General features: G+C 53.7%; 21 protein-coding genes. 10 read left to right on the forward strand and 11 right to left on the reverse strand.

Annotated elements, in window-relative coordinates:
* Window positions 1-64 precede the first annotated feature (64 nt).
* From JQC75_RS09860 to JQC75_RS09870, 3 genes are read right to left on the reverse strand one after another with little or no spacing between them, the layout of a single operon-like run.
* Window positions 65-505 carry a YcgN family cysteine cluster protein gene (locus JQC75_RS09860; RefSeq protein ID WP_203323955.1) on the reverse strand — a complete coding sequence of 147 codons (441 nt, stop codon included), beginning with the start codon at window positions 503-505 and terminating at the stop codon, window positions 65-67.
* Window positions 506-549: 44 nt separating this feature from the next.
* The gene (locus tag JQC75_RS09865; protein ID WP_203323956.1) at window positions 550-1,545 is read right to left on the reverse strand and encodes a lytic murein transglycosylase; all 996 of its coding nucleotides are present in this window, start codon (window positions 1,543-1,545) and stop codon (window positions 550-552) included.
* 39 nt (window positions 1,546-1,584) lie between these two features.
* A complete protein-coding gene (locus tag JQC75_RS09870) occupies window positions 1,585-1,863 on the reverse strand; it encodes a YcgL domain-containing protein (RefSeq protein WP_203327191.1) in 279 nt (92 codons plus the stop codon).
* Between the two features lie 122 nt (window positions 1,864-1,985).
* Between JQC75_RS09870 and minC the strand changes: the two genes are divergently transcribed.
* The 3 genes from minC to minE are packed head-to-tail and all read left to right on the forward strand — an operon-like array spanning window position 1,986 to window position 3,759.
* On the forward strand, window positions 1,986-2,660 hold the full coding sequence (gene minC, locus JQC75_RS09875) for a septum site-determining protein MinC (RefSeq protein ID WP_203323957.1): 675 nt from the start codon (window positions 1,986-1,988) through the stop codon (window positions 2,658-2,660).
* 29 nt (window positions 2,661-2,689) lie between these two features.
* Window positions 2,690-3,499 carry a septum site-determining protein MinD gene (gene minD / locus JQC75_RS09880; RefSeq protein ID WP_011760044.1) on the forward strand — a complete coding sequence of 270 codons (810 nt, stop codon included), beginning with the start codon at window positions 2,690-2,692 and terminating at the stop codon, window positions 3,497-3,499.
* Between the two features lie 2 nt (window positions 3,500-3,501).
* Window positions 3,502-3,759: a cell division topological specificity factor MinE gene (gene minE / locus JQC75_RS09885; RefSeq protein WP_203323958.1), complete on the forward strand. Its 258-nt coding sequence runs from the start codon at window positions 3,502-3,504 to the stop codon at window positions 3,757-3,759.
* Between the two features lie 157 nt (window positions 3,760-3,916).
* Here the strand turns inward: minE and rnd are convergent, their stop codons facing one another.
* From rnd to JQC75_RS09925, 8 genes are all read right to left on the reverse strand, one after another.
* The gene (gene rnd / locus JQC75_RS09890) at window positions 3,917-5,032 is read right to left on the reverse strand and encodes a ribonuclease D (RefSeq protein ID WP_203323959.1); all 1,116 of its coding nucleotides are present in this window, start codon (window positions 5,030-5,032) and stop codon (window positions 3,917-3,919) included.
* A 61-nt stretch (window positions 5,033-5,093) separates the two neighbouring features.
* Entirely contained in the window at window positions 5,094-6,770 is a 1,677-nt protein-coding gene (fadD, locus tag JQC75_RS09895; RefSeq protein ID WP_203323960.1) for a long-chain-fatty-acid--CoA ligase FadD, read from the reverse strand.
* 172 nt (window positions 6,771-6,942) lie between these two features.
* Window positions 6,943-7,887 (reverse strand): alpha/beta fold hydrolase, encoded by a 945-nt coding sequence (locus tag JQC75_RS09900; RefSeq protein WP_203323961.1) that lies wholly within the window; start codon window positions 7,885-7,887, stop codon window positions 6,943-6,945.
* Between the two features lie 163 nt (window positions 7,888-8,050).
* Window positions 8,051-8,863, reverse strand: a complete 813-nt coding sequence (locus JQC75_RS09905) for a class I SAM-dependent methyltransferase (RefSeq protein WP_203323962.1) — start codon at window positions 8,861-8,863, stop codon at window positions 8,051-8,053.
* A gap of 81 nt (window positions 8,864-8,944) precedes the next feature.
* Window positions 8,945-9,655 (reverse strand): M50 family metallopeptidase, encoded by a 711-nt coding sequence (locus JQC75_RS09910; protein WP_203323963.1) that lies wholly within the window; start codon window positions 9,653-9,655, stop codon window positions 8,945-8,947.
* The gene (locus JQC75_RS09915) at window positions 9,648-9,944 is read right to left on the reverse strand and encodes a hypothetical protein (RefSeq protein ID WP_203323964.1); all 297 of its coding nucleotides are present in this window, start codon (window positions 9,942-9,944) and stop codon (window positions 9,648-9,650) included. The genes JQC75_RS09910 and JQC75_RS09915 overlap by 8 nt, the downstream gene beginning before the upstream one ends.
* Window positions 9,945-9,961: 17 nt before the next feature.
* Complete coding sequence (gene tsaB / locus JQC75_RS09920) at window positions 9,962-10,672, reverse strand: tRNA (adenosine(37)-N6)-threonylcarbamoyltransferase complex dimerization subunit type 1 TsaB (protein ID WP_203323965.1); 711 nt, start codon at window positions 10,670-10,672, stop codon at window positions 9,962-9,964.
* A 117-nt stretch (window positions 10,673-10,789) separates the two neighbouring features.
* Complete coding sequence (locus JQC75_RS09925; RefSeq protein ID WP_380798265.1) at window positions 10,790-12,805, reverse strand: DNA repair helicase YoaA; 2,016 nt, start codon at window positions 12,803-12,805, stop codon at window positions 10,790-10,792.
* A gap of 461 nt (window positions 12,806-13,266) precedes the next feature.
* Here JQC75_RS09925 and hisG point away from each other — a divergent pair, with 461 nt between their 5' ends.
* Genes hisG through hisF form a run of 7 tightly spaced genes read left to right on the forward strand, consistent with a single transcriptional unit; the run spans window position 13,267 to window position 19,877 of the window.
* Window positions 13,267-14,160: an ATP phosphoribosyltransferase gene (gene hisG, locus JQC75_RS09930; RefSeq protein WP_203323966.1), complete on the forward strand. Its 894-nt coding sequence runs from the start codon at window positions 13,267-13,269 to the stop codon at window positions 14,158-14,160.
* Window positions 14,161-14,163: 3 nt separating this feature from the next.
* Window positions 14,164-15,471, forward strand: coding sequence for a histidinol dehydrogenase (gene hisD / locus JQC75_RS09935; RefSeq protein ID WP_203323967.1), 1,308 nt, complete (start codon window positions 14,164-14,166; stop codon window positions 15,469-15,471).
* Window positions 15,468-16,556 (forward strand): histidinol-phosphate transaminase, encoded by a 1,089-nt coding sequence (gene hisC / locus JQC75_RS09940; RefSeq protein ID WP_203323968.1) that lies wholly within the window; start codon window positions 15,468-15,470, stop codon window positions 16,554-16,556. Before hisD ends, hisC begins: the two co-directional genes overlap by 4 nt.
* 19 nt (window positions 16,557-16,575) lie before the next feature.
* The gene (gene hisB, locus JQC75_RS09945) at window positions 16,576-17,643 is read left to right on the forward strand and encodes a bifunctional histidinol-phosphatase/imidazoleglycerol-phosphate dehydratase HisB (RefSeq protein ID WP_203323969.1); all 1,068 of its coding nucleotides are present in this window, start codon (window positions 16,576-16,578) and stop codon (window positions 17,641-17,643) included.
* A 19-nt stretch (window positions 17,644-17,662) separates the two neighbouring features.
* The gene (gene hisH, locus JQC75_RS09950; RefSeq protein WP_203323970.1) at window positions 17,663-18,382 is read left to right on the forward strand and encodes an imidazole glycerol phosphate synthase subunit HisH; all 720 of its coding nucleotides are present in this window, start codon (window positions 17,663-17,665) and stop codon (window positions 18,380-18,382) included.
* Entirely contained in the window at window positions 18,379-19,116 is a 738-nt protein-coding gene (gene hisA / locus JQC75_RS09955; protein ID WP_203323971.1) for a 1-(5-phosphoribosyl)-5-[(5-phosphoribosylamino)methylideneamino]imidazole-4-carboxamide isomerase, read from the forward strand. Before hisH ends, hisA begins: the two co-directional genes overlap by 4 nt.
* Window positions 19,098-19,877, forward strand: coding sequence for an imidazole glycerol phosphate synthase subunit HisF (gene hisF, locus JQC75_RS09960; RefSeq protein ID WP_203323972.1), 780 nt, complete (start codon window positions 19,098-19,100; stop codon window positions 19,875-19,877). The genes hisA and hisF overlap by 19 nt, the downstream gene beginning before the upstream one ends.
* Window position 19,878: the final 1 nt, after the last annotated feature.

Consider the following 19,878-nt stretch of genomic DNA (forward strand, 5'->3'; position numbering starts at 1 on the left):
TTCATGAGCTTAGCAGGACATTAACAGCATCCTTCAACAAAAACGCCCCGAATGGGGCGTTTTTTCAATCAACATCCTTAAGCGGCCATAGCACGATATGATCTTCAAGGTATCTGACCTTGGTTTCGCATACGGCCTTACCTTTTACTGACATACCTGCCGCATGCATCGCCTCTTTTGAGCCGGTAATAAGCGGGTGCCAGCTGGGCAAATCTCTGCCTTGAAACAAGCGAACGTAGGCGCAGCTGTCCGGTAACCAGGTCAAACTCGCGATATTGTCAGCTGTAATGGCCGCGCAGCCCGGCACAAAGGTAAAGCGCTCGCTGTAATGACGACAACGGCACGCACCCCGATCGAGTAACTTACAGGCCGCATTGGTGTAATACAGCTCATCGGTTTCATCATCGATGATTTTATTGAGACAACATTTACCGCAACCGTCACAAAGTGACTCCCACTCTTCGGGACTCAAGGCTTCAAGACGCTTGGTTTTCCAAAATTCCATCACAGCAGACTACCGGCGTACATTAACAAACGCGGCATTATACCCTATTCACCCAGTTGAAACTTGATGCGATCCGAAAGATGCACCACCGCCAGCGCAAAATAGTCGCTGTCATGCCAACGTTTGAGGGCAAGATAGTTGTCATACACCAGATATACCCGTCCTTTCGGGCCATCGGGCATCACCATCTCAACCTGCATATCTGCCCTTGCCGGCAGATCCGTTCCATCAAAGCGCCTTACGCCAAGGGCCTGCCACTGAGAAAAAGACTTCTTGTTCCCCTTAGCGGCCTGAGAAACATCAAAGTCCGAAGGAATTTTAACCTGACGTCCCCAGGTTTCATCTTCCCGCCAACCGGCCTGCTGAAGTGAGTAAGCGAGCGTGGCAAATACATCGGCGGGATTGCTCCAAATATCGGCTTTTCCGTCATCGTCGCCATCTTTTGCCAAGGACAAAAAATCCTGGGGTAACAGCTGTGGCTGCCCCATATGGCCATCGGGGGTCGCCAGTAAGTTATCTGGCTGCCAGCTGCTGCTGTCGACTATCTTGAGGGCGGCAAAAAACTGCTCACGATAAAACGCTTCCCGGTCTTGCGTGAAGGCCTTTGAAGCGGTAACCGACAGCACGGGGTAAACGCCGGCATCTCGACCATAGCGCGAACCAAGTCCCCACAGAGCGACAATGAAACGGGGCTGAACCCCATATTTTTTGCCAATCCGATTCAGGGTTTCTGCATGCCCCTGATACTGAAATTTCGCTTCGTCTACCAAGGCATCGTTCAGCGTCAGTGGAAGATAAGTATCGAGATTGGTGGAAGGTTCTGCTGCAGGCTCACCCACATCACTTTTTGCGAGCCGAAACTCCTTAATCTTTGGAACAACAGCGTCTAAGGTTTGTGGACGAATTTTGTGCTGGCTGGCGGCCTCGTCTTTGAGTCCAGCCAGATAGTCGGCGAAACTGCCACTCTCGGCGCTTTGCGCCATAACAGTGGCAGACATCAGTGCCAACGCTGACAGGGAAGTACAGAATATTGACTTCACAGTTTCAAACGCCTCCTGATGAGTATGATGAGTCCTTTATCAATCCTCTATGCCTAAATCGCGGCGGTGTTGCGTCAGTAAATTATCTTTGGGTGGCGGCAATTGCAAATAATAGCCTTTTTCAGCGAGTTCGCTGCGCACTTTGTCGATATCGGCAATTCCAAGCTTCTCTTTTCTTTCCAGCGGTAACAGCATCACCAGCAAAGGTGTGCCAAACATCTGTAATAAAGGCTCTGGTACCTGGCTGAAATCATCCCTCTTGGGCACGAATAAATAGGTTTCTTGCTTACGGCTGCTTTTATAAACGGCACATATCATAGGTGGGTCAATTTCCGAAAATATCAAACTTGCCAGTGATTGGGGCACACTATAACATGGGCTCTTTAGAAAAAAATGCAGATCAGCGCGAGACTGATTAATTTCTGGAGCAGATTACGGGGATGCGAAAAGCAAGCCTTGAATTAAAGGGATCTTCTTTTACGCTGTCGGTATTGCATATCAATACCTCTGATTTGGACAGCATCACCTTGGACCTCGACAAAAAGCTGGCGCAAGCACCACAGTTTTTTATTGGGGCCCCTTTGGTACTGAATCTATCCGCCGTCGAAGACGGAAAATTGGATTTGGCAGCACTTCAAAACCTGCTGGTGTCACGCCAGCTGGTGATTGTTGGTGTGACCGGCGCCAATGACGCATTGTCTGAACAGGCCAAGGCCTGTGGACTGGCCTCGGTCAAAGCCGGCAAACAGACACAGATGCCCTCTCCCCCTCCCATGCCCAGAACCACCCGTATCGTGCGGCAAAACGTGCGTTCCGGGCAGCAGATCTACGTTCAAAACGGCGATTTGATCATCTTCGGTGCCGTCGGAAACGGCGCCGAGGTAATTGCCGATGGCAGTATTCATATTTACGGAGCACTCAGGGGCAAGGCGATGGCCGGTGCCAACGGCGCACGGGATGCAGTTATCCTGGCGAGCCACCTGGAGCCCGAACTCATTTCCATCGCGGGTCAATACTGGCTAACTGAGAATTTACAAAAGCACGGTGTTACCGCGAAAAGCGGCTGTGTGCGCCTCGATGGCGACTCACTAACAGTAGAAGCACTGCCATTGTGATGGGGCAGAATTAAGGGATAAAAATTAGCATGGCACAGATTATTGTTGTCACTTCAGGAAAAGGCGGCGTAGGTAAAACCACATCAAGTGCTGCCATTGCCACAGGTTTGGCCCTGCGCGGTCACAAAACCGTGGTGATAGACTTTGATATCGGTCTGCGTAACCTCGACCTTATCATGGGTTGCGAACGCCGGGTGGTTTACGATTTTGTTAACGTTATCAATGGTGAAGCAAATCTTAATCAGGCGATGATCAAAGATAAGCGCAGCGAAAACCTGTTTGTACTGCCCGCTTCCCAAACCCGCGACAAAGATGCCCTCACCCGTGAAGGCGTAGGCCGAGTGCTGGATGACCTTGCCAAAGACTTTGAATACATCGTCTGTGACTCCCCGGCAGGCATCGAAACAGGCGCGCTAATGGCGCTCTATTTCGCCGATATTGCCATTGTCACAACCAACCCGGAAGTGAGTTCAGTACGCGACTCAGACCGGATCCTTGGCATACTGCAAAGCAAATCACGTCGCGCCGAGCAAAATCTGGAACCCATCAAGGAATACCTGCTGCTGACCCGCTACTCCCCAACCCGGGTGAAAAACGGTGAAATGCTGAGCGTGGCCGACGTTGAAGATATTCTGGCCATCGATTTGCTTGGTGTGATCCCCGAGTCTCAGGCTGTACTCAAGGCATCAAACTCTGGTGTACCTGTGATTGTCGACCAGGAAAGTGATGCTGGTCAGGCCTACAGTGATACTGTTGCCCGTTTGTTGGGTGAAGAACTCCCACTTCGCTTCGTCACCGAAGAGAAGAAGGGCCTGTTGAAAAGGATCTTTGGTAGCTGATTATGTCTTTACTCGATTATTTCAGAAGCAACAAAAAAGCCAACTCAGCGTCCCTTGCCAAGGAACGCTTGCAGATCATCGTGGCACACCAACGCACTGAACGCGGCGCACCAGATTATTTTCCTCAAATGAAACAGGAAATTATCGAAGTGATCCGTAAGTACGTTTACATTTCGGAAGAACAGGTTTCTGTGCAACTGGAGCAAAATGACGACAACCTGTCGGTGCTCGAACTGAACGTCACCCTGCCGGAGCGTTAAAGGGGACACATTGTGCCCATCCTTTGGGCAGATGTCTTATCCGGCTAACAAAATGGCAGCCGGTGCCCCAAGAGGCTGAACTCTGTTTAACTGTGTAAAAAAAGCCGCCTTCGGGCGGCTTTTTTATGGTGATTTGCGACTAGCCCAAAGCCAGCAGTCAGGGCTCCAGCACCAGAGTTTGCAGCACCTCTGCAGCGAGTTGTCCACGCCAGCCTTGCAGCAGCAATGGCGTATCCTCAGAATCACTTTGCCAGCGATATTCCAGATACTCGTGGATGTGGCGTTTAGAACAAAAAAGCTCGCTCGGCAGCCCTTCCCTTTCACAAATATCAGTAAGCGCAGCTTTTATGCTTTTGAACGCCTGTTTGTAAGCGGGTTTAAGTGCAATCACATCGATGGCATCTGGTGGATTATCCACATCGGCTTTTTGCAATACCTTCAAGATCTCTTTGCCGTGAATGCGTTTTTCATGCTCGGAGAGATCGTTGATTTTTAACAAATCACTTAAGGAACGGGGTGGCTTTTTCGCGAGGGCAATCAAGGCATGATCTTTAATCACAAAGCCAAGCGCCAGGTCACGGTCAAGCGCGCGCTCCAAGCGCCAGGCAGCCAGAACTTCAAGGTACGCCAATTGCTTTGGGGTCAGTTGAAACGCATTCTTTACCTTGAGGTACGCCGTTGCTGCTTCCGGCTGCTGTAAACGCCCTTCTGTCAAACGGGCACCTTCTTCCAGCACCCAATCGAAGCGCCCGAGCGCTTTGAGCTTTTGTTCAAGCTGGGGATACAACTGATACAGGTAGAAGACATCATTGGCGGCGTACTGCAGCTGGGCATCCGTCAGTGGCCGTTTAATCCAATCGGTGCGGGATTCACCTTTGTCCAGGGTTTGTCCCAAACATTCTTCCACCAGCTTGGCATAGCCAAGTCCATGGCCCATACCGCAGAGCGCCGCGGCAATTTGGGTATCAAACAAGGGGGTGGGTTGTACCCGGCCATAGCGGGCAAACACTTCAAGATCTTCCGAGCAGGAATGCACCAGCTTCAGGATATTTGGGTTGGACAACAGCGCCCAAAAGCCAGATAAATCCTGGATATCCAATGGGTCTATCAGTGCCAGAGTATTTCCATCATATACCTGAATGAGGCCCAGTTTGGCGTAATAGGTACGGGTCCGCACAAATTCGGTGTCAAGTACCAGTAAACGGCTTTGGCTGTATTGGCCGACCAGAGCTGTCAGCGCCTCATCGTCCTTTACGTAGTGAAACTCCAGCAAACCTCTCTCCCCTCATCTTGGCTCGTAGCAATAAAAAACCGGCTTTACGCCGGTTTTTCTATCACGCCTTATTAAGCTCTTCGTTTCTAAGCTCCCGGCGCAATATCTTACCCACGTTGGTCTTAGGTAATTCGTCCCTGAATTCTACCAGCTTGGGAACCTTATAGCCCGTTAAATGATGCTTGCAGTGCTTGATAATATCGCTTTCGGTCAAAGATTTGTCTTTGGCAACCACAAAGACTTTAACCGCTTCACCGCTGGCTTCATTGGGCACACCGATGGCTGCCACTTCAATGACTTTCGGGTGCATGGCAATCACATCTTCCACTTCGTTGGGGAACACGTTAAAGCCGGATACCAGAATCATGTCTTTCTTGCGATCGACGATGTAAAAGAAACCCTGCTCATCCATATAGCCAATATCACCGGTGGCAAGCCAGCCGTCCGCGTCGATAACTTTGGCCGTCTCTTCTGGACGTTGCCAGTAACCTTTCATCACCTGGGGACCTTTGGCAAAAAGCTCACCGGTTTCACCCTGTGCCAGAACCTTGCCTTCATCGTCTCGTACCTGAATTAAGGTCGAAGGTGCAGGGAATCCGATAGAGCCGTTATAACCTTCCAGGTTATAGGGGCAGCAGGTCACCAGCGGAGAGGCTTCTGTCAGACCATAACCTTCCAGCAGTCGGGTTTTGGTGATGTTTTGCCACTTGTCTGCCACAGCGCACTGCACTGCCATACCACCACCAATGGAGAGCTTAAGCCGTGAAAAGTCCAGCTGAGTAAACTCTTCGTTGTTCACCAGGGCATTGAACAGGGTGTTTACCCCGGTTAACGCAGTAAAAGGATACTTGCGCAAGTCCGCTACAAAGGCAGGAATGTCGCGTGGATTGGTGATGAGGAGGTTTTGTGCTCCTTTGTGCAGGAAAAGCAAACAGTTCACTGTTAACGCAAAGATGTGATATAGCGGCAATGCAGTGACCACGAGCTCTTTGCCATCGGCCAGCAGGGGCGCATAGGCACCGTTTGCCTGTAATACGTTGGCAACCACATTGCCATGGCTCAGCATGGCCCCCTTGGAGACGCCTGTAGTACCACCCGTATACTGTAAAAATGCCAGGGATTCTCTGTCGAGCTCTTGTTTAACGTACTGCATGCGCCGGCCTTTTTGCAGCGCACTCCGGAAAGAAATGGCGTGTGGCAAGTCGTACTTGGGCACCAGCTTTTTGATGTACTTCACCACAAAGTTCACCAAGGTGCGCTTGGGTGCGCTCAGCAGATCCCCAAGACCCGTGATAATGACGCTTTCCACCGGCGTTTCGTCAACCACTTCTTCAAGGGTTCGGGCAAAATTGGATACCACCACGATGGTTTTGGCACCGGAATCAATAAGCTGGTGCTTAAGTTCACGGGGCGTGTAAAGCGGATTAACGTTGACCACCACCAGTCCTGCTCGCAGTACACCAAAAAGTGCAATCGGGTATTGCAGCAGGTTGGGCATCATCAGCGCGACCCTGTCGCCCTTCTTGAGGCCAAGCTCGTTTTGCAGGTAGGCAGCAAAGGCGCGGCTGCGCTCTTCGAGTTTACGATAGGTCAGCACAGCACCCATGTTAATAAAGGCAGGTTGATCGGCGTAATCCCTCACTGCCTGCTCAAACATATCGACCAAACTGTCAAATCTGCCCGCATCAATTTCAGCAGGCACATCGTGTGGCAAATGATTAATCCAAGGTTTGTCCACAAAAGTCTCCTAAAACCCCGGGGTAACGGTGACGCTAATCCAGGCGTCAAAGGACCACCGATACGGTTGTTTTAACTTGTTATTATTACTTACGCTCGAAAATCATACGGGCGTTTAAATTTTTGACAATCATCACATAATTGCGCATAAAAGCCCAGCCCCTTTTTAAGGCTTATCCGCAGGTGCTCAGAAAGTGGCGAATGGCATCGGCGGCACCGTCCGGATCCGTCATATGAAGATGGTGATCGCCTTTGATGGTTTGCACTTGCAGCTGCCGATAAAGAGGACGTGCATGCTCCAATGCCTCGTGCAGCTTAGCAAATCCCTGCTCTCCCATCAGTAACAGCGTCGGCATTTCCAGATCCCGGATAAAGGCTTCAGCGTGGGCCGGTGTCAGTCGCAGCGGCGAATCTAGCTTGAGTCTGGGATCGGTTTTGTTATACCAGCCAGGCATTTCCCCATCGCTGCGATACTCAAAATTGCGTGCGAGTATCAATTCACATGCTGCCTTATTAAGCCCGGTCAGTCTGTGTCTTGCTTCGATAACAGCCTCCAGACTGGAATAGGCTTTTGGCTTATCGCCGCCGGCATTTTTAGCGTTTAAGGACCAGTGAGATGCAAAACTGTCTGCCAAACGCTGCTGACACTTTCCTGGCCTCTCTGAAAGTGGCCCCAGCGCCTCTATCAAAACCAGCTTTTCACAGGCATCCGGATGAGCTGCCACATAGGCACTGGCCACTATGCCACCCAATGAATGGCCAATAATGGCTTTGGGGCTATCCCCCCGCGCCTTTAAAAACTGTAATACTGCATGTAAATCAAATAAGTAATCTATCCAATGCAGAGGATAGTGCCCGGCCCTGTGTTCAGACATTCCATGCCCCGGCCAGTCGATAGCCATCAACCTGACGTCATTCAACGAGGCCGCAAGCGGCGCAAAACTCTGGGCGTTATCAAGCCAGCCATGCAGTGCCAGCACCAGTGGCTTGTTTTGTCCTTCAGCCGCAGTTTGTGTGCTGTCTTGCTTTATGCCGTCCCTCGCCATACAGCCATGTTCCCACCCTGCCAACCGAATATGGGGCAAAGGGAACTCCAGCTCGTGAAATACACTCTTCATAAAAAGCTCTCGCTGCGTCATTTCAGCCTCGTACTCTGACCCATCACCAACCTACAGTGAAAAATGCCGACACCGGAGAGGTTCCGGTATCGGCATTCTGTGACATGGGCGCTGATCTAAAAGCGTCTTCAGGGGGGAAGCGCCCTTTCAGCCGTTCAATAAATCAACGCTCTGCAGGTTTGACAAACTTCAGGGTCATACGGTCGCTTTCGCCGATGGCCAGGTAACGTTCTTTATCTTTATCACCCAGACGAAATGAGGGCGGCAGAGTCCAGACGCCATCAGCATAGTCTTTGCTGTCTTTTGGATTCGCGTTCACTTCACTCTTTTCTGCCAACACAAAACCCGCGGCCTTGGCCAAACGTATCACTTCATCTTCTTCCATGTAGCCTGATTTGAGGCTCATGCCTGGGTTGGCTCTGTGCTCAACCACACCGAAAACGCCACCGGGCTTTAATACGTCGAACGCTGAGGCAACCACAGTCTCGGCTTGCCCAGCCATAGCCCAGTTATGCATATTACGGAATGTCAGCACCACGTCGGCACTGCCACTCTCCCCCAATGAGGTTTTATGTGGAGGGTCGAAGGTAACGGTTTTGGCATTGCCCACCTTATCCGCGTGGGTTTCCAGCCAGTCTTCCAGCGCTTTGCCCAAACGAATACGATACGCAGGGCTCTTGGCTTCCGGAGCGGGGCTGGTTTCAAAGTTTGCCGCTATGTACTGACCTTTCTCATTGAGCAATGGCGCCAGGATTTCAGTGTACCAGCCACCACCGGGCCAGAACTCCACCACAGTCAGATTGTCTTTTACCCCGAAAAAGTTCAGCGTCTCAACCGGATGACGATACTGATCGCGCTCAACATTGGCGGGCGTGCGCAAACTGTTGGCTGCCGCTTCTTCCAATGTCATTCCATGTGCCACACCTGTTAATCCGGCCCATGATACCAGGCCCGCCACCAGTAACTTATTCATCATGTTCTCCTTGAAATACCTCGAAATACGCCACAAATACAGACATCGAAGCTAACAAGGCTTCATGAGCATTCCAAGAGGAATTCATATTTTGTTGCAATTAATCAGGGCATTGACCCGGCGCCAACAAAGCCAGAGACACCCTGCCGCCAGCGCCAGCCACAATGCTATCCACAGTGCGGGCGGTATCCAAATCAAGTTGCTCAGGAGCACCGCATCCCCCTGCCCTTCAAGCCCCCAGAGATAAGTCGGACTGTTAAGTGCATTCAGCAGCACAATCAGTGCAATCAGCCTTAGCAGCATAACCAGCCAGGGGGCACTGGCGAGCTTCAGGGGAAGAAAAAACAGCCCTGCAAGAACCAATAAAATTCCCATTGTCAGCACATCGCGGGCGTAAAACAGCAAGACCACCAACACCATCACCCCGAGTAAAGCGAAGGCCGGTCGGATCCCCTTCGGCCAGGTTGCCATCATAAACAGGGTGAGCCCCCATAACGCCGCACCGGCATAACCGCTGAAACCAATGACTACAGGCATGCCACCGCCGGAAAAACACAACCCGGCGCCATTGGGAAACAGTTGTATGTGGCTTACGATCCCACCGGTCACGAGGGTAGCCAGCGCATGGGACAGCTCATGGAAAAAGCTTTCCAGCCACTTAAACGGGATGCCAAGATACGGGATATGGGTAATAAAGGCCGCGAAGGCCAGCTCCAACAGGAATACCCCCCGCCCTGGATGAGAAGCGCCAGCAGAATGTGGGGGAGTGACATTGGAGGTTTTGGCGTCAGGCATAGAGATCTATGCCGACCATGGCACGGATTTGCTCCCGGCGCTCACCATGCTGGGTCAACAAATACTCTGCGATTGCACCACGACTTTTGGGCGTCTCGTCATAGTTAAGCTGTTGATTAGGAACGAATCCACTCTCCCAGGACGCCATCAGCGATTTAGCCTGCGCCCCTGTTACACTGGGAAGCTGTTCGACTGCTTCATCGGCATTTGGCGACAACGCAGCAGGCAAAGTGCGTGGCGTCAGGGCGCTTGCCCCAAAAAACGCAATCTGTGCAGCGTTAATCACCATATCAGCGAGTCCTCAGTTTATTCGCGGCCTGGCAGTTTCTTCCAGGCCACTGTATCGCGAAGATACACGGGTGCCAAATCATCCACACTGGTGTGCAGTCCTTCGGCGATACCCCGTTTTGCCAGTATCAGCATAGCCTCAGCGGCGGGAAACTTCACCTCGGTGCTGAGCTCAAGGCCATGGCCCAGAGCCAGAAGCTCAGGATAGGCATCAAACCCCGTACCACAGGCAAGCCTTACACCATCAGATACCTTCACCATGGAAGGCGGCAATACGGCTTCTTCGCCCACCAGGGTCGCCACGCCATCCTGCATCCGGTACTCGCCCACATACACTTCCGACATGCGCGCATCAATGGCACAGAGCACCCGGGTTTCACCGCTCTTTTCCATCGCTTCCTGTGCCATGGCAGCCAGGGTTGAAATACCAATCACCGGCAACTCACGGCCAAGTGCCAGCCCCTGAGTCATGCTGGTGCAGATGCGAATACCGGTGAAGCTGCCGGGGCCTCGGCCGTAGGCAATGATGTTGACATCGGCGATGCTGAGCCCGGCCTCGGTCAAGAGCCCATCAATCATCGGCAGCAGGCGCTGGCTGTGCTCACGGGGGGCATCGGCCATATCGGCGTAAGTTGCACCTTTGGCTAAAAGCGCGGCGGAGCACGCTTCGGTACAGGTATCGAGCGCGAGGATCACCGGATTATCCGGCAGTGCAATAGGCTGCGTCATGGGTTATGAGTTTCCAAAATCGTTGGCCACGGCAGGGTGGCCCTATCGGCAATTGGGGTGATTTTACCCGATAACACGCCGACCATAAAACGGCTAACGTCAGCAGTCGGATTAAATTCAGTCAATTGCCGCCAAAAAGGCACATGCCGCGTCCAAATCACGGGTGCGGGCCATTGGCGGCAACGACTGCAAAAACGCCTGGCCATAGGGCCGATTAACCAAACGGTTATCACAAATAACCAGTACGCCGCGATCGGTTTCATCGCGGATAAGCCGGCCAGCCCCCTGTTTCAGCGCAATCACCGCCTGGGGCAGCGAAATTTCCAGGAAGGGATCGCCTCCTCTGGCCTCAACGCGGCTCGCGCGTGCTTTATAGAGACTGTCATCGGGCGAGGCAAAGGGCAGCTTATCGATAATCACACACGACAATAGCTTGCCACGCACGTCTACCCCTTCCCAAAAGCTGCCGGTGCCAAGCAGCACGGCTTCACCCAATTGCCTGAATTTGGATAGCAATTGCTGCTTTCCCCCCTGCCCCTGCACCAACAGCGGATAGTGGCAGCGGCCGACCAGAGCGCGCGCCACCGCCTCCATCATCCGGTGGCTGGTAAAAAGGATAAAAGTGCGCCCCTTGGCGGCTTTAATCAGCTTTAAGCACACCTCCGTAAGCTGGCGCACCATGGCATCCTGATTGACCACACTGCCAAGACGGCGGGGCACACATAACAGGGATTGCCTTGGATAATCAAAGGGACTGTCCAGCAGCACCTCTTTGCAGATGGCTGATTTGGCACTGACAGCTTTGGATTGAGTGCGAAGGGACTTAGCACGGTCGACTGTTGAAGGTGGTGCAGCAGTCAGCCCAAGCTCCCGGGTAAAATACTGAAGACTTCGTTCAACCTGCAGGGTAGCCGAAGTGAACACCCAGGCGGTATCGGCACCAAAGAGTGCGCTGCAGGCCTTGGCGATATCGATGGGGGAAATGCGCAGCATCAGGTGGCGCTCACCGATATCGATGCCATAGGCTGAGCCCGGATCATCACAGTCCACAAATCGTTCAAGCTTGTGCTTGAGCTCCGGCAGCTTGACGGCAAAATCATCGAGCGGCTCGCTGCGGCCAACATTGGCAAGCAGCAAGGCTTCAAGCGCGGATAACTCAGCAAGCAGCTCGCCTGCCGCCATCGCCGCCGCCTTATCTTTAAGCAGCTGCCTGAAATCACTGCTGCCTGCATCCACCAGGCAATTTTGCCAGGCATCCAACTTTACCCGGGCGCGCTGTGGCAGCAACTTAAGCCCCTGGGTATCACCAAGCTCCCCTTCTGTGAGCCGCTCTATACCATCAAGCAGACGGCGCAAACTGCCGGTGGAAAGCTGCGAGCCGAAGTACTGGACAGCGATATCCGGCAGCAGATGCGCTTCATCGAAAATCACCGCATCCACATCGGGCAAAAGCTCTGCAAAGCCAGTGTCCTTCAAAACCCTGTCAGCAAAAAACAGGTGATGGTTCACCACAATCAAGCGGGCATTCATGGCGCGGGCGCGGGCTTTGCGGGTAAAACAGTCCTCATAAAAGGCACAGCGCTGGCCGGTGCAACTATCCTGGGTGCTGGCCACCAGACTGATGGCGCGGGCATCTTCAGCAACTCCGGTGAGGTTGCCAAGGTCACCATCTTCGGTGGTTTGCGCAAACTGATTGAGCTTAAGTAAATCATCCAACAGCTTCTCGTCGTGACTGAAAGCGGCATCCATCTGCGCCGCCATCAGCCGCTGGCACAAATAGTTACTTCGGCCTTTTAACAGGCTGACCGGCACCTTGAGCTTAAGCATCTCAAGCAGTGCGGGCAGGTCTTTATAAAAGAGCTGCTCCTGCAAATTTTTACTGCCAGTACTGATAATCACCTGCTTACCACTTAAGAGCGCAGGCACAAGATAGGCAAAGGTTTTTCCAACCCCTGTACCGGCCTCAAGCACCAGCTTATGGGTGTTAATCAAGCAGGATGCCACTTCCTCAGCCATCTGCTGCTGCACCTCACGGCGCCGATACCCCCGAATAAAACGCGACAACAGCCCACCCTCATCGAAGACGGCCTGGGTGCGTACTATCAGGTTGTTGGCTGCGGACTTGGAAGACAAACTTGCTCCGGCAATTGGGTCATTAACCTTTTGGTTTTGTGCATTATGCCGATTTCACTGCCCGTCACAAGGGCAGCATAGAACACGCTTCAAATCAGACCTATATCACATGAATATTCATGCAAAGCTGAACTTTTTTAATATTGACAAAAAACGGCCTTGCAAAGCGCCCGGAAAGCCATTAGTGTAAAAAGCGTCCGATAAATTCGGCCAAACAGCAAATGTAACGAGCGCACGGCGCCAGACACAGGATTAACGACACATGTTCCAGCTTTCGACTGCCAAGCACCATCACCACCATCATAAGCGGTAGCCTTCGGAAGCTCACTGCCGAAGGTGCATTCCTTCTGGCGGTCATGATCTAAAGTTTCAGGACAACCCCCGGAAGGAATTCCGGGGGTTTTTCTTTGCACCAAAGTTTTTGATTTTAAACATTACTTTAGATACCAGGATATTTCGCCATGACTGCCAGACTGAGAATCGCCATCCAAAAATCCGGACGTTTGTCCACCGAGTCCCAGCAGCTGCTGAAAAGCTGTGGGGTAAAATTCAATGTGAATGAACAGCGACTTATCGCCCATGCCGACAATATGCCGGTAGATATTTTACGGGTGCGGGATGATGACATCCCCGGGCTGGTAATGGACGGTGTAGTCGATTTGGGCATTGTCGGCGAAAACGTGCTGGAAGAAGAGCAGCTTGAGCGCGAGTGCCTCGGCAACGCCTCCGATGTCGTTAAGCTCAGACAACTGGACTTCGGTGCCTGTCGCCTGTCACTCGCCGTACCAACGGAATTTGTCTATGGCGACGCAAGCTCACTGGAAGGCCTCAGGATAGCTACCTCCTACCCCAACCTGCTTCGACGATTTATGCAAAATAAGGGCATATCCTATCAAGACTGCCAATTAAAAGGCTCAGTGGAAGTTGCTCCGCGCGCAGGCCTTGCCGATGGCATTTGCGATCTGGTGTCTACCGGCGCCACCCTCGAAGCCAACGGCCTGTATGAAACCGAAGTTATTTTCCGCTCCATGGCCTGTATCATTCAATCCACCACGCCACAAAGCGACGCTAAACAGGCGCTTATCAATAAAATCCTCTCCCGGGTCAATGGTGTTATCCGCGCCCGTGAGAGCAAATACATCCTGCTGCACGCCCCAACTGAAACGCTGGAGCAAATCGTCGCCCTGCTGCCCGGCGCCGAAAACCCTACGGTGCTGCCACTCAATGACGAAACAAATCGCGTTGCCATTCACGCAGTCAGCACCGAAGACCTGTTCTGGGACACCATGGAAGAACTGACAGCACTCGGTGCCAGTTCGATTCTGGTGATGCCAATCGAAAAGATGATGGGGTAAGCGATGGAAACCTTGGTCTGGAACACCTTAAGCGATGATGCCAAGCGACGGGCGCTATCTCGCTCACCTCTGGTGGGTGACGACAGCCTGGCGGCATCGGTGAGTGACATTCTCGAAAACGTAAAACGCCGCGGCGACAGCGCCCTGATTGAGTACGCAGCGCGCTTCGATAATACCGAAATCGACACGCTGGCACTGGGTGCAGACGTTATCGCCGCAGCCTGCGAGCGGGTCAGTCCAGAGCTTAAAGACGCCATCAACGCCGCCCGCGCCAACATAGCCCGCTTTCACAGCGCGCAGCAGTTCAGTGAAATCAGCCTGGAAACCCAGTCAGGTGTCCGCTGCGAGCTTAAAAGCGAAGCCATTGAAAAGGTGGGACTCTATATTCCCGGCGGCAGCGCGCCTCTTATCAGTTCAGTGCTGATGCTGGCGGTGCCTGCGGCTATCGCAGGCTGCAACAAGCGGGTACTGGTCAGCCCGCCACCCATTGATGACGCCATCCTCTATGCAGCCCGCGTGTGCGGCATTACCGACGTATTCCAGATAGGTGGCGCCCAGGCGATTGCGGCGCTCGCCTACGGCACTGAGAGTGTGCCTCGGGTGGATAAAATTTTTGGCCCGGGCAACCGTTATGTAACTGAAGCCAAGGCCCAGGTGGCGCGGGATACCCAGGCAGCTGTCACCATCGATATGCCAGCGGGGCCTTCCGAAGTGCTGGTGATTGCCGATGATGCCGCAAACCCCGAGTTTATTGCCGCCGACCTCTTGTCTCAGGCCGAGCACGGCAGTGACTCCCAGGTGATTTTTGTTACCGACTCCAGCGCCCAGGCCGCGGCAGTGGAAGCGGCGCTTGGGCGCCAACTTGCCTTGCTGCCACGCAGAGAAACCGCAGAAGGCGCGCTCTCATGCAGCCGCATTATTATTACTGACACCCTGGATAAGGCGGCAATGGTGTCAAACCTCTATGCCCCAGAGCACCTGATTATTCAAACCAGGGAGCCAAGGGCGTTGCTGCCACGAATTCGTGCGGCAGGGTCAGTCTTTTTGGGCGCCTATACACCGGAATCGGTTGGCGATTATGCCTCCGGGACCAACCACGTGCTGCCCACCTATGGGTACAGCAAAACCGTTTCCAGCTTGTCGCTGGCCGATTTTTGCCGCCGCTTTACGGTGCAGGAATTAAGCGCCGAAGGACTTAAGGGGCTGGGTCAAACCGTGATGACACTGGCTGCGGCCGAATCTCTGGATGCCCACAAAAATGCCGTAAAAGTTCGGCTTGATGCCATCGCACAAGAGGAGAACCGCCAATGACATCTCAGGTAAATGCAGTACCAGCGGATAGCCTGGCTGCTCGCCTTGCCCGCCGCGAGCTTTTAAACCTCGAACCCTACCAGAGCGCTCGGCGCATCGGCGGCAGCGGCGAAATGTGGGTGAACGCCAACGAGTCGCCCTTTAACCGCACCGGCATTAATGGCGCCAACCGCTACCCGGAGTGCCAACCACCGGGGCTGATTGCCGCCTATTCTGCCTACGCCGGAGTTACGCCCAATGAGCTGGTATGCGGCCGGGGCGCCGATGAGGCCATTGAACTGCTTATCCGCACCTTTTGTGTGCCCGGCAAAGACAGCATAGGGATTTTCAGCCCGACCTATGGCATGTACGCCATCAGCGCAGCCACCTTTAATGTGGCGGTCAATACCCTGCCCCTGGCAGAAGATTTCAGCCTGCCCGGGGACATCTCATCCTTAAGTGGCAGCAAATTGGTGTTTGTCTGCAACCCCAATAACCCAACCGGCACCCTGCTGCCCCTTTGTGAAATTGCGCGGGTGGCAAAAACCTTCCCCAATGCGCTGGTAGTGGTGGATGAAGCCTATATCGAATTTGCCCGCAATGCCGACGGCTCACCCGCCCAAAGTGCCACAGGTCTGATGGCAGAATTTGAGAATCTGGTGGTGCTGCGCACCCTCTCCAAGGCCTTTGGCCTGGCGGGGGCTCGCTGCGGTTTTTTGCTGGCGAGGCCTTCGGTATGCGAGCTGGTGATGCGGGTGATTGCGCCCTATCCAGTGCCTGTGCCTGTGTCTGTAATCGCCGAAAAAGCCCTTTCGCCAGAGGGCATAGCCCAAATGCGCGCCGATGTGGTACTTCTTAATAAGCAGGGCGCGAGACTCACGGCAGCGCTCAGCGACGCAGGCCTTACCGTCCTGCCAAGCGGCGGCAACTATGTGCTCGCTTTTAGCAGCAAGATTGAAAATCTGGCTGCCAGCCTTACCAGCGCAGGCATAGTCGCCAGGCGCTACAGCCACCCAAGGCTTAAAGATGCCATCCGCATCAGCTACACCAGCGAGCAAGAAACGGATTCCATTATCGAGGCCATCGGCCGTATCGACAGCAAATAATCATAAGGACATAGTACCCATGACCCAGAAAATGCTTTTTATCGACCGTGATGGCACTTTGATTGAAGAGCCGGTAACGGATAAACAGGTCGATAGCCTCAGTAAACTGGTGTTTGAGCCGAACGCTATTCCCGCGCTGCTGCAGCTGCAAAAAGCCGGTTATCGGCTGATCATGGTCAGTAATCAGGACGGCCTCGGCACCCCATCCTTCCCTCAGGAAGATTTTGATGCGCCGCACAACCTGATGATGCAGGTATTTGAGAGTCAGGGCGTTAAGTTTGATGAGGTGCTGATTTGCCCGCACTTCAACGATGAAAACTGCAGCTGCCGCAAACCCAAGCTCGGGTTGGTTAAATCCTTCCTCACCGAAGGACGGGTAGATTTCACGGCCTCGGCGGTGATTGGCGATCGCGACACCGATGTGGAGCTTGGCAATGCCATGGGCATCAAGAGCTTTAAATATCAGCGTGAAACCCTCGGCTGGAATGCCATCGCTGACGCCCTGCTGTCCAAAGGTCGCTGCGCTACCGTGGTGCGCACCACCCGCGAAACCGACATCCGGGTTACTGTTGATCTAGATACCCCGGGCAGTAATCAAATCGACACCGGCATCGGCTTTTTCGACCACATGCTGGATCAAATTGCCACCCACGGCAATTTCAGCCTCAACCTCAAGGTAGATGGCGACCTTGAAATTGACGATCACCACAGCGTCGAAGACACGGCGCTGGCCTTGGGTGATGCCCTGCGCCAGGCTCTCGGTGACAAGCGCGGCATCGGCCGTTTCGGCTTTGCCCTGCCCATGGATGAAGCCTCGGGCCAGTGTTTGATGGATATCTCGGGTCGGCCTTTTATCAAGTTTGATGCCACATTCAGCCGCGATACCGTGGGGGAAATGGCCACCGAAATGGTACCGCACTTCTTCCGCTCATTTGCCGATGGCCTGCGCTGTACCTTACACATTGGCTGCGAAGGCGATAACGATCACCATAAGGTGGAGGCCCTGTTCAAGGTGCTGGGGCGCACCCTGCGTCAGGCCGTTGCCATCGAGGGTGATGCCCTGCCATCCTCAAAGGGCGTGCTTTGATGAGAGAAGGAATGCTTTGATGATAGAGTACGGTATATCGGCCGAATCTGCGGCCGAAGCGGCCGCAAGCGCTGATTTGGTGATAATAGACACCGGCTGCGCCAATCTAAGCTCGGTGAAGTTTGCCTTCGAACGCCTTGGCGCCAGAGTGCTGGTGAGCCGCGACAGCGAAGTACTTCGCGCCGCGCCCCGGCTGGTGCTGCCGGGCGTTGGCACAGCTGCCGCCGCCATGGATGCCCTCAGAGCCAGAGAGCTTGATAAACTTATCCCAACCCTGCGCCAGCCGGTGCTCGGTGTATGCCTTGGGATGCAGCTTTTGATGACCCGCTCCCACGAGCGCGGCGCCAAGGGCGAAGATATTGATTGCCTGGATATTATCCCCGGGGAAATCCGTGAGTTGGATGCAGGCAGCCAACCTTTACCCCACATGGGCTGGAATCAGCTTAAGGTATCCAGCCACCCGCTCTTTGCCGGCATTGAGCCTGGCGAGTGGGTGTACTTTGTGCACTCCTTCTGCGCGGGCGTATCCCCTGCCACCATCGCCAGCTGCGAATACGGCGAAATCTTCAGCGCGGCCATCGCCAGAGACAATTTTATGGGGGTGCAGTTCCATCCGGAAAAAAGCGCCGCCACCGGCGCCAAAATCCTGAAAAACTTTTTGGGACTCACACTGGCCGATTTGGGACTTAATGTGAATACGCAAGTGCAAGCACCTGTTGGCACCTTGGAGCAATCATGATCATTCCTGCTATTGACCTTATTGATGGTCAGGTGGTGCGCCTGTTTCAGGGCGATTACGCCAAAAAGACCGAATTTTCGCTGGACCCCAAAGCCCAGCTACAGACATATCAGCAAGATGGCGCAGCGCTCTTGCATCTGGTGGATTTGACCGGCGCCAAAGACCCGGAAAAACGGCAAACGGCGTTAATTAAAGAGATGGCCGCCAGTCTGTCCACACCGCTGCAGGTTGGCGGCGGCATTCGCAGCGCCGCCGATGTGGATGCCCTGCTGGACGCAGGCGTTGCCCGGGTTGTGATCGGCTCGTTGGCGGTCAAGTCACCTGAGGTGGTGCTGAGCCTTTTTGATAAATATGGCGGCGATGCCATCTGTCTTGCCCTCGATGTGAATATCGATGCCGACGGCAACAAGATGGTGGCCGTTCACGGCTGGCAACAGGGCGGCGGAAAGTCGCTGGAATCCCTGGTGGATACCTTTATGCCCGCAGGCCTTAAACATGCGCTGGTGACTGATATCAGCCGCGACGGCACCATGACCGGCGCCAATACCGCGCTTTACCGTGAACTGGCTGAGCGTTTTGGCGATGTGCAGTGGCAGGCAAGCGGTGGCGTCGCCACCCTCGAAGATGTAAAAGCCGTCAAGGCATCCGGTGCCAGCGGCATCATTATCGGTAAGGCGCTGCTCACTGGCGTCTTTACCGCAAAGGAGGCAATTGCATGTTGGCCAAACGCATAGTGCCTTGCCTGGATGTGAAAGATGGCAAAGTGGTTAAAGGGGTGCAGTTTCGTAACCACGAAATTGTGGGCGACATAGTGCCCCTTGCCGCCCGCTACGCTGAAGAAGGCGCCGATGAGCTGGTGTTTTACGATATCAGTGCCAGCGCCAAAGGCGCCGTGGTCGATAAATCCTGGGTAAGCCGTATCGCCGAGCGTATCGACATCCCCTTTTGTGTGGCAGGCGGTATTAAAACCGCCGCCCAGGCACGGGAAATCCTTGCCTTCGGCGCCGATAAGATTTCCATCAACTCACCTGCACTGTCGGATCCCAGTCTTATTCGCAGGCTGCACGATGAATTCGGTCGTCAATGTGTGGTGGTGGGTATCGACAGCTTTTACGATATCGAGAGCGGTAATTACACCGTAAAGCAATATACCGGCGATGAAGCCGCCACCAAAGATACCCGCTGGCATACCCTGGATTGGGTTGAAGAAGTGCAGCGCCAGGGCTGCGGCGAGATAGTGCTGAACGTGATGAATCAGGATGGCGTGCGCCAGGGCTATGATATTGAGCAGCTTTTAAAGGTGCGCACCGTCTGCGACGTCCCCCTTATCGCCTCTGGCGGCGCCGGCACCATGGCACACTTTGCCGAGGTATTTACCGATGCACGGGTCGATGCGGCGCTAGCTGCCAGCGTGTTTCACAAAGGCATTATCAATATTGGTGAGCTTAAACAATTCCTTGCGTCACAGGGAATTGCCATCAGGTTAACGGAGTAAT

This window comes from Shewanella litorisediminis (assembly GCF_016834455.1).
In the GTDB taxonomy this organism is placed as follows: domain Bacteria; phylum Pseudomonadota; class Gammaproteobacteria; order Enterobacterales; family Shewanellaceae; genus Shewanella; species Shewanella litorisediminis.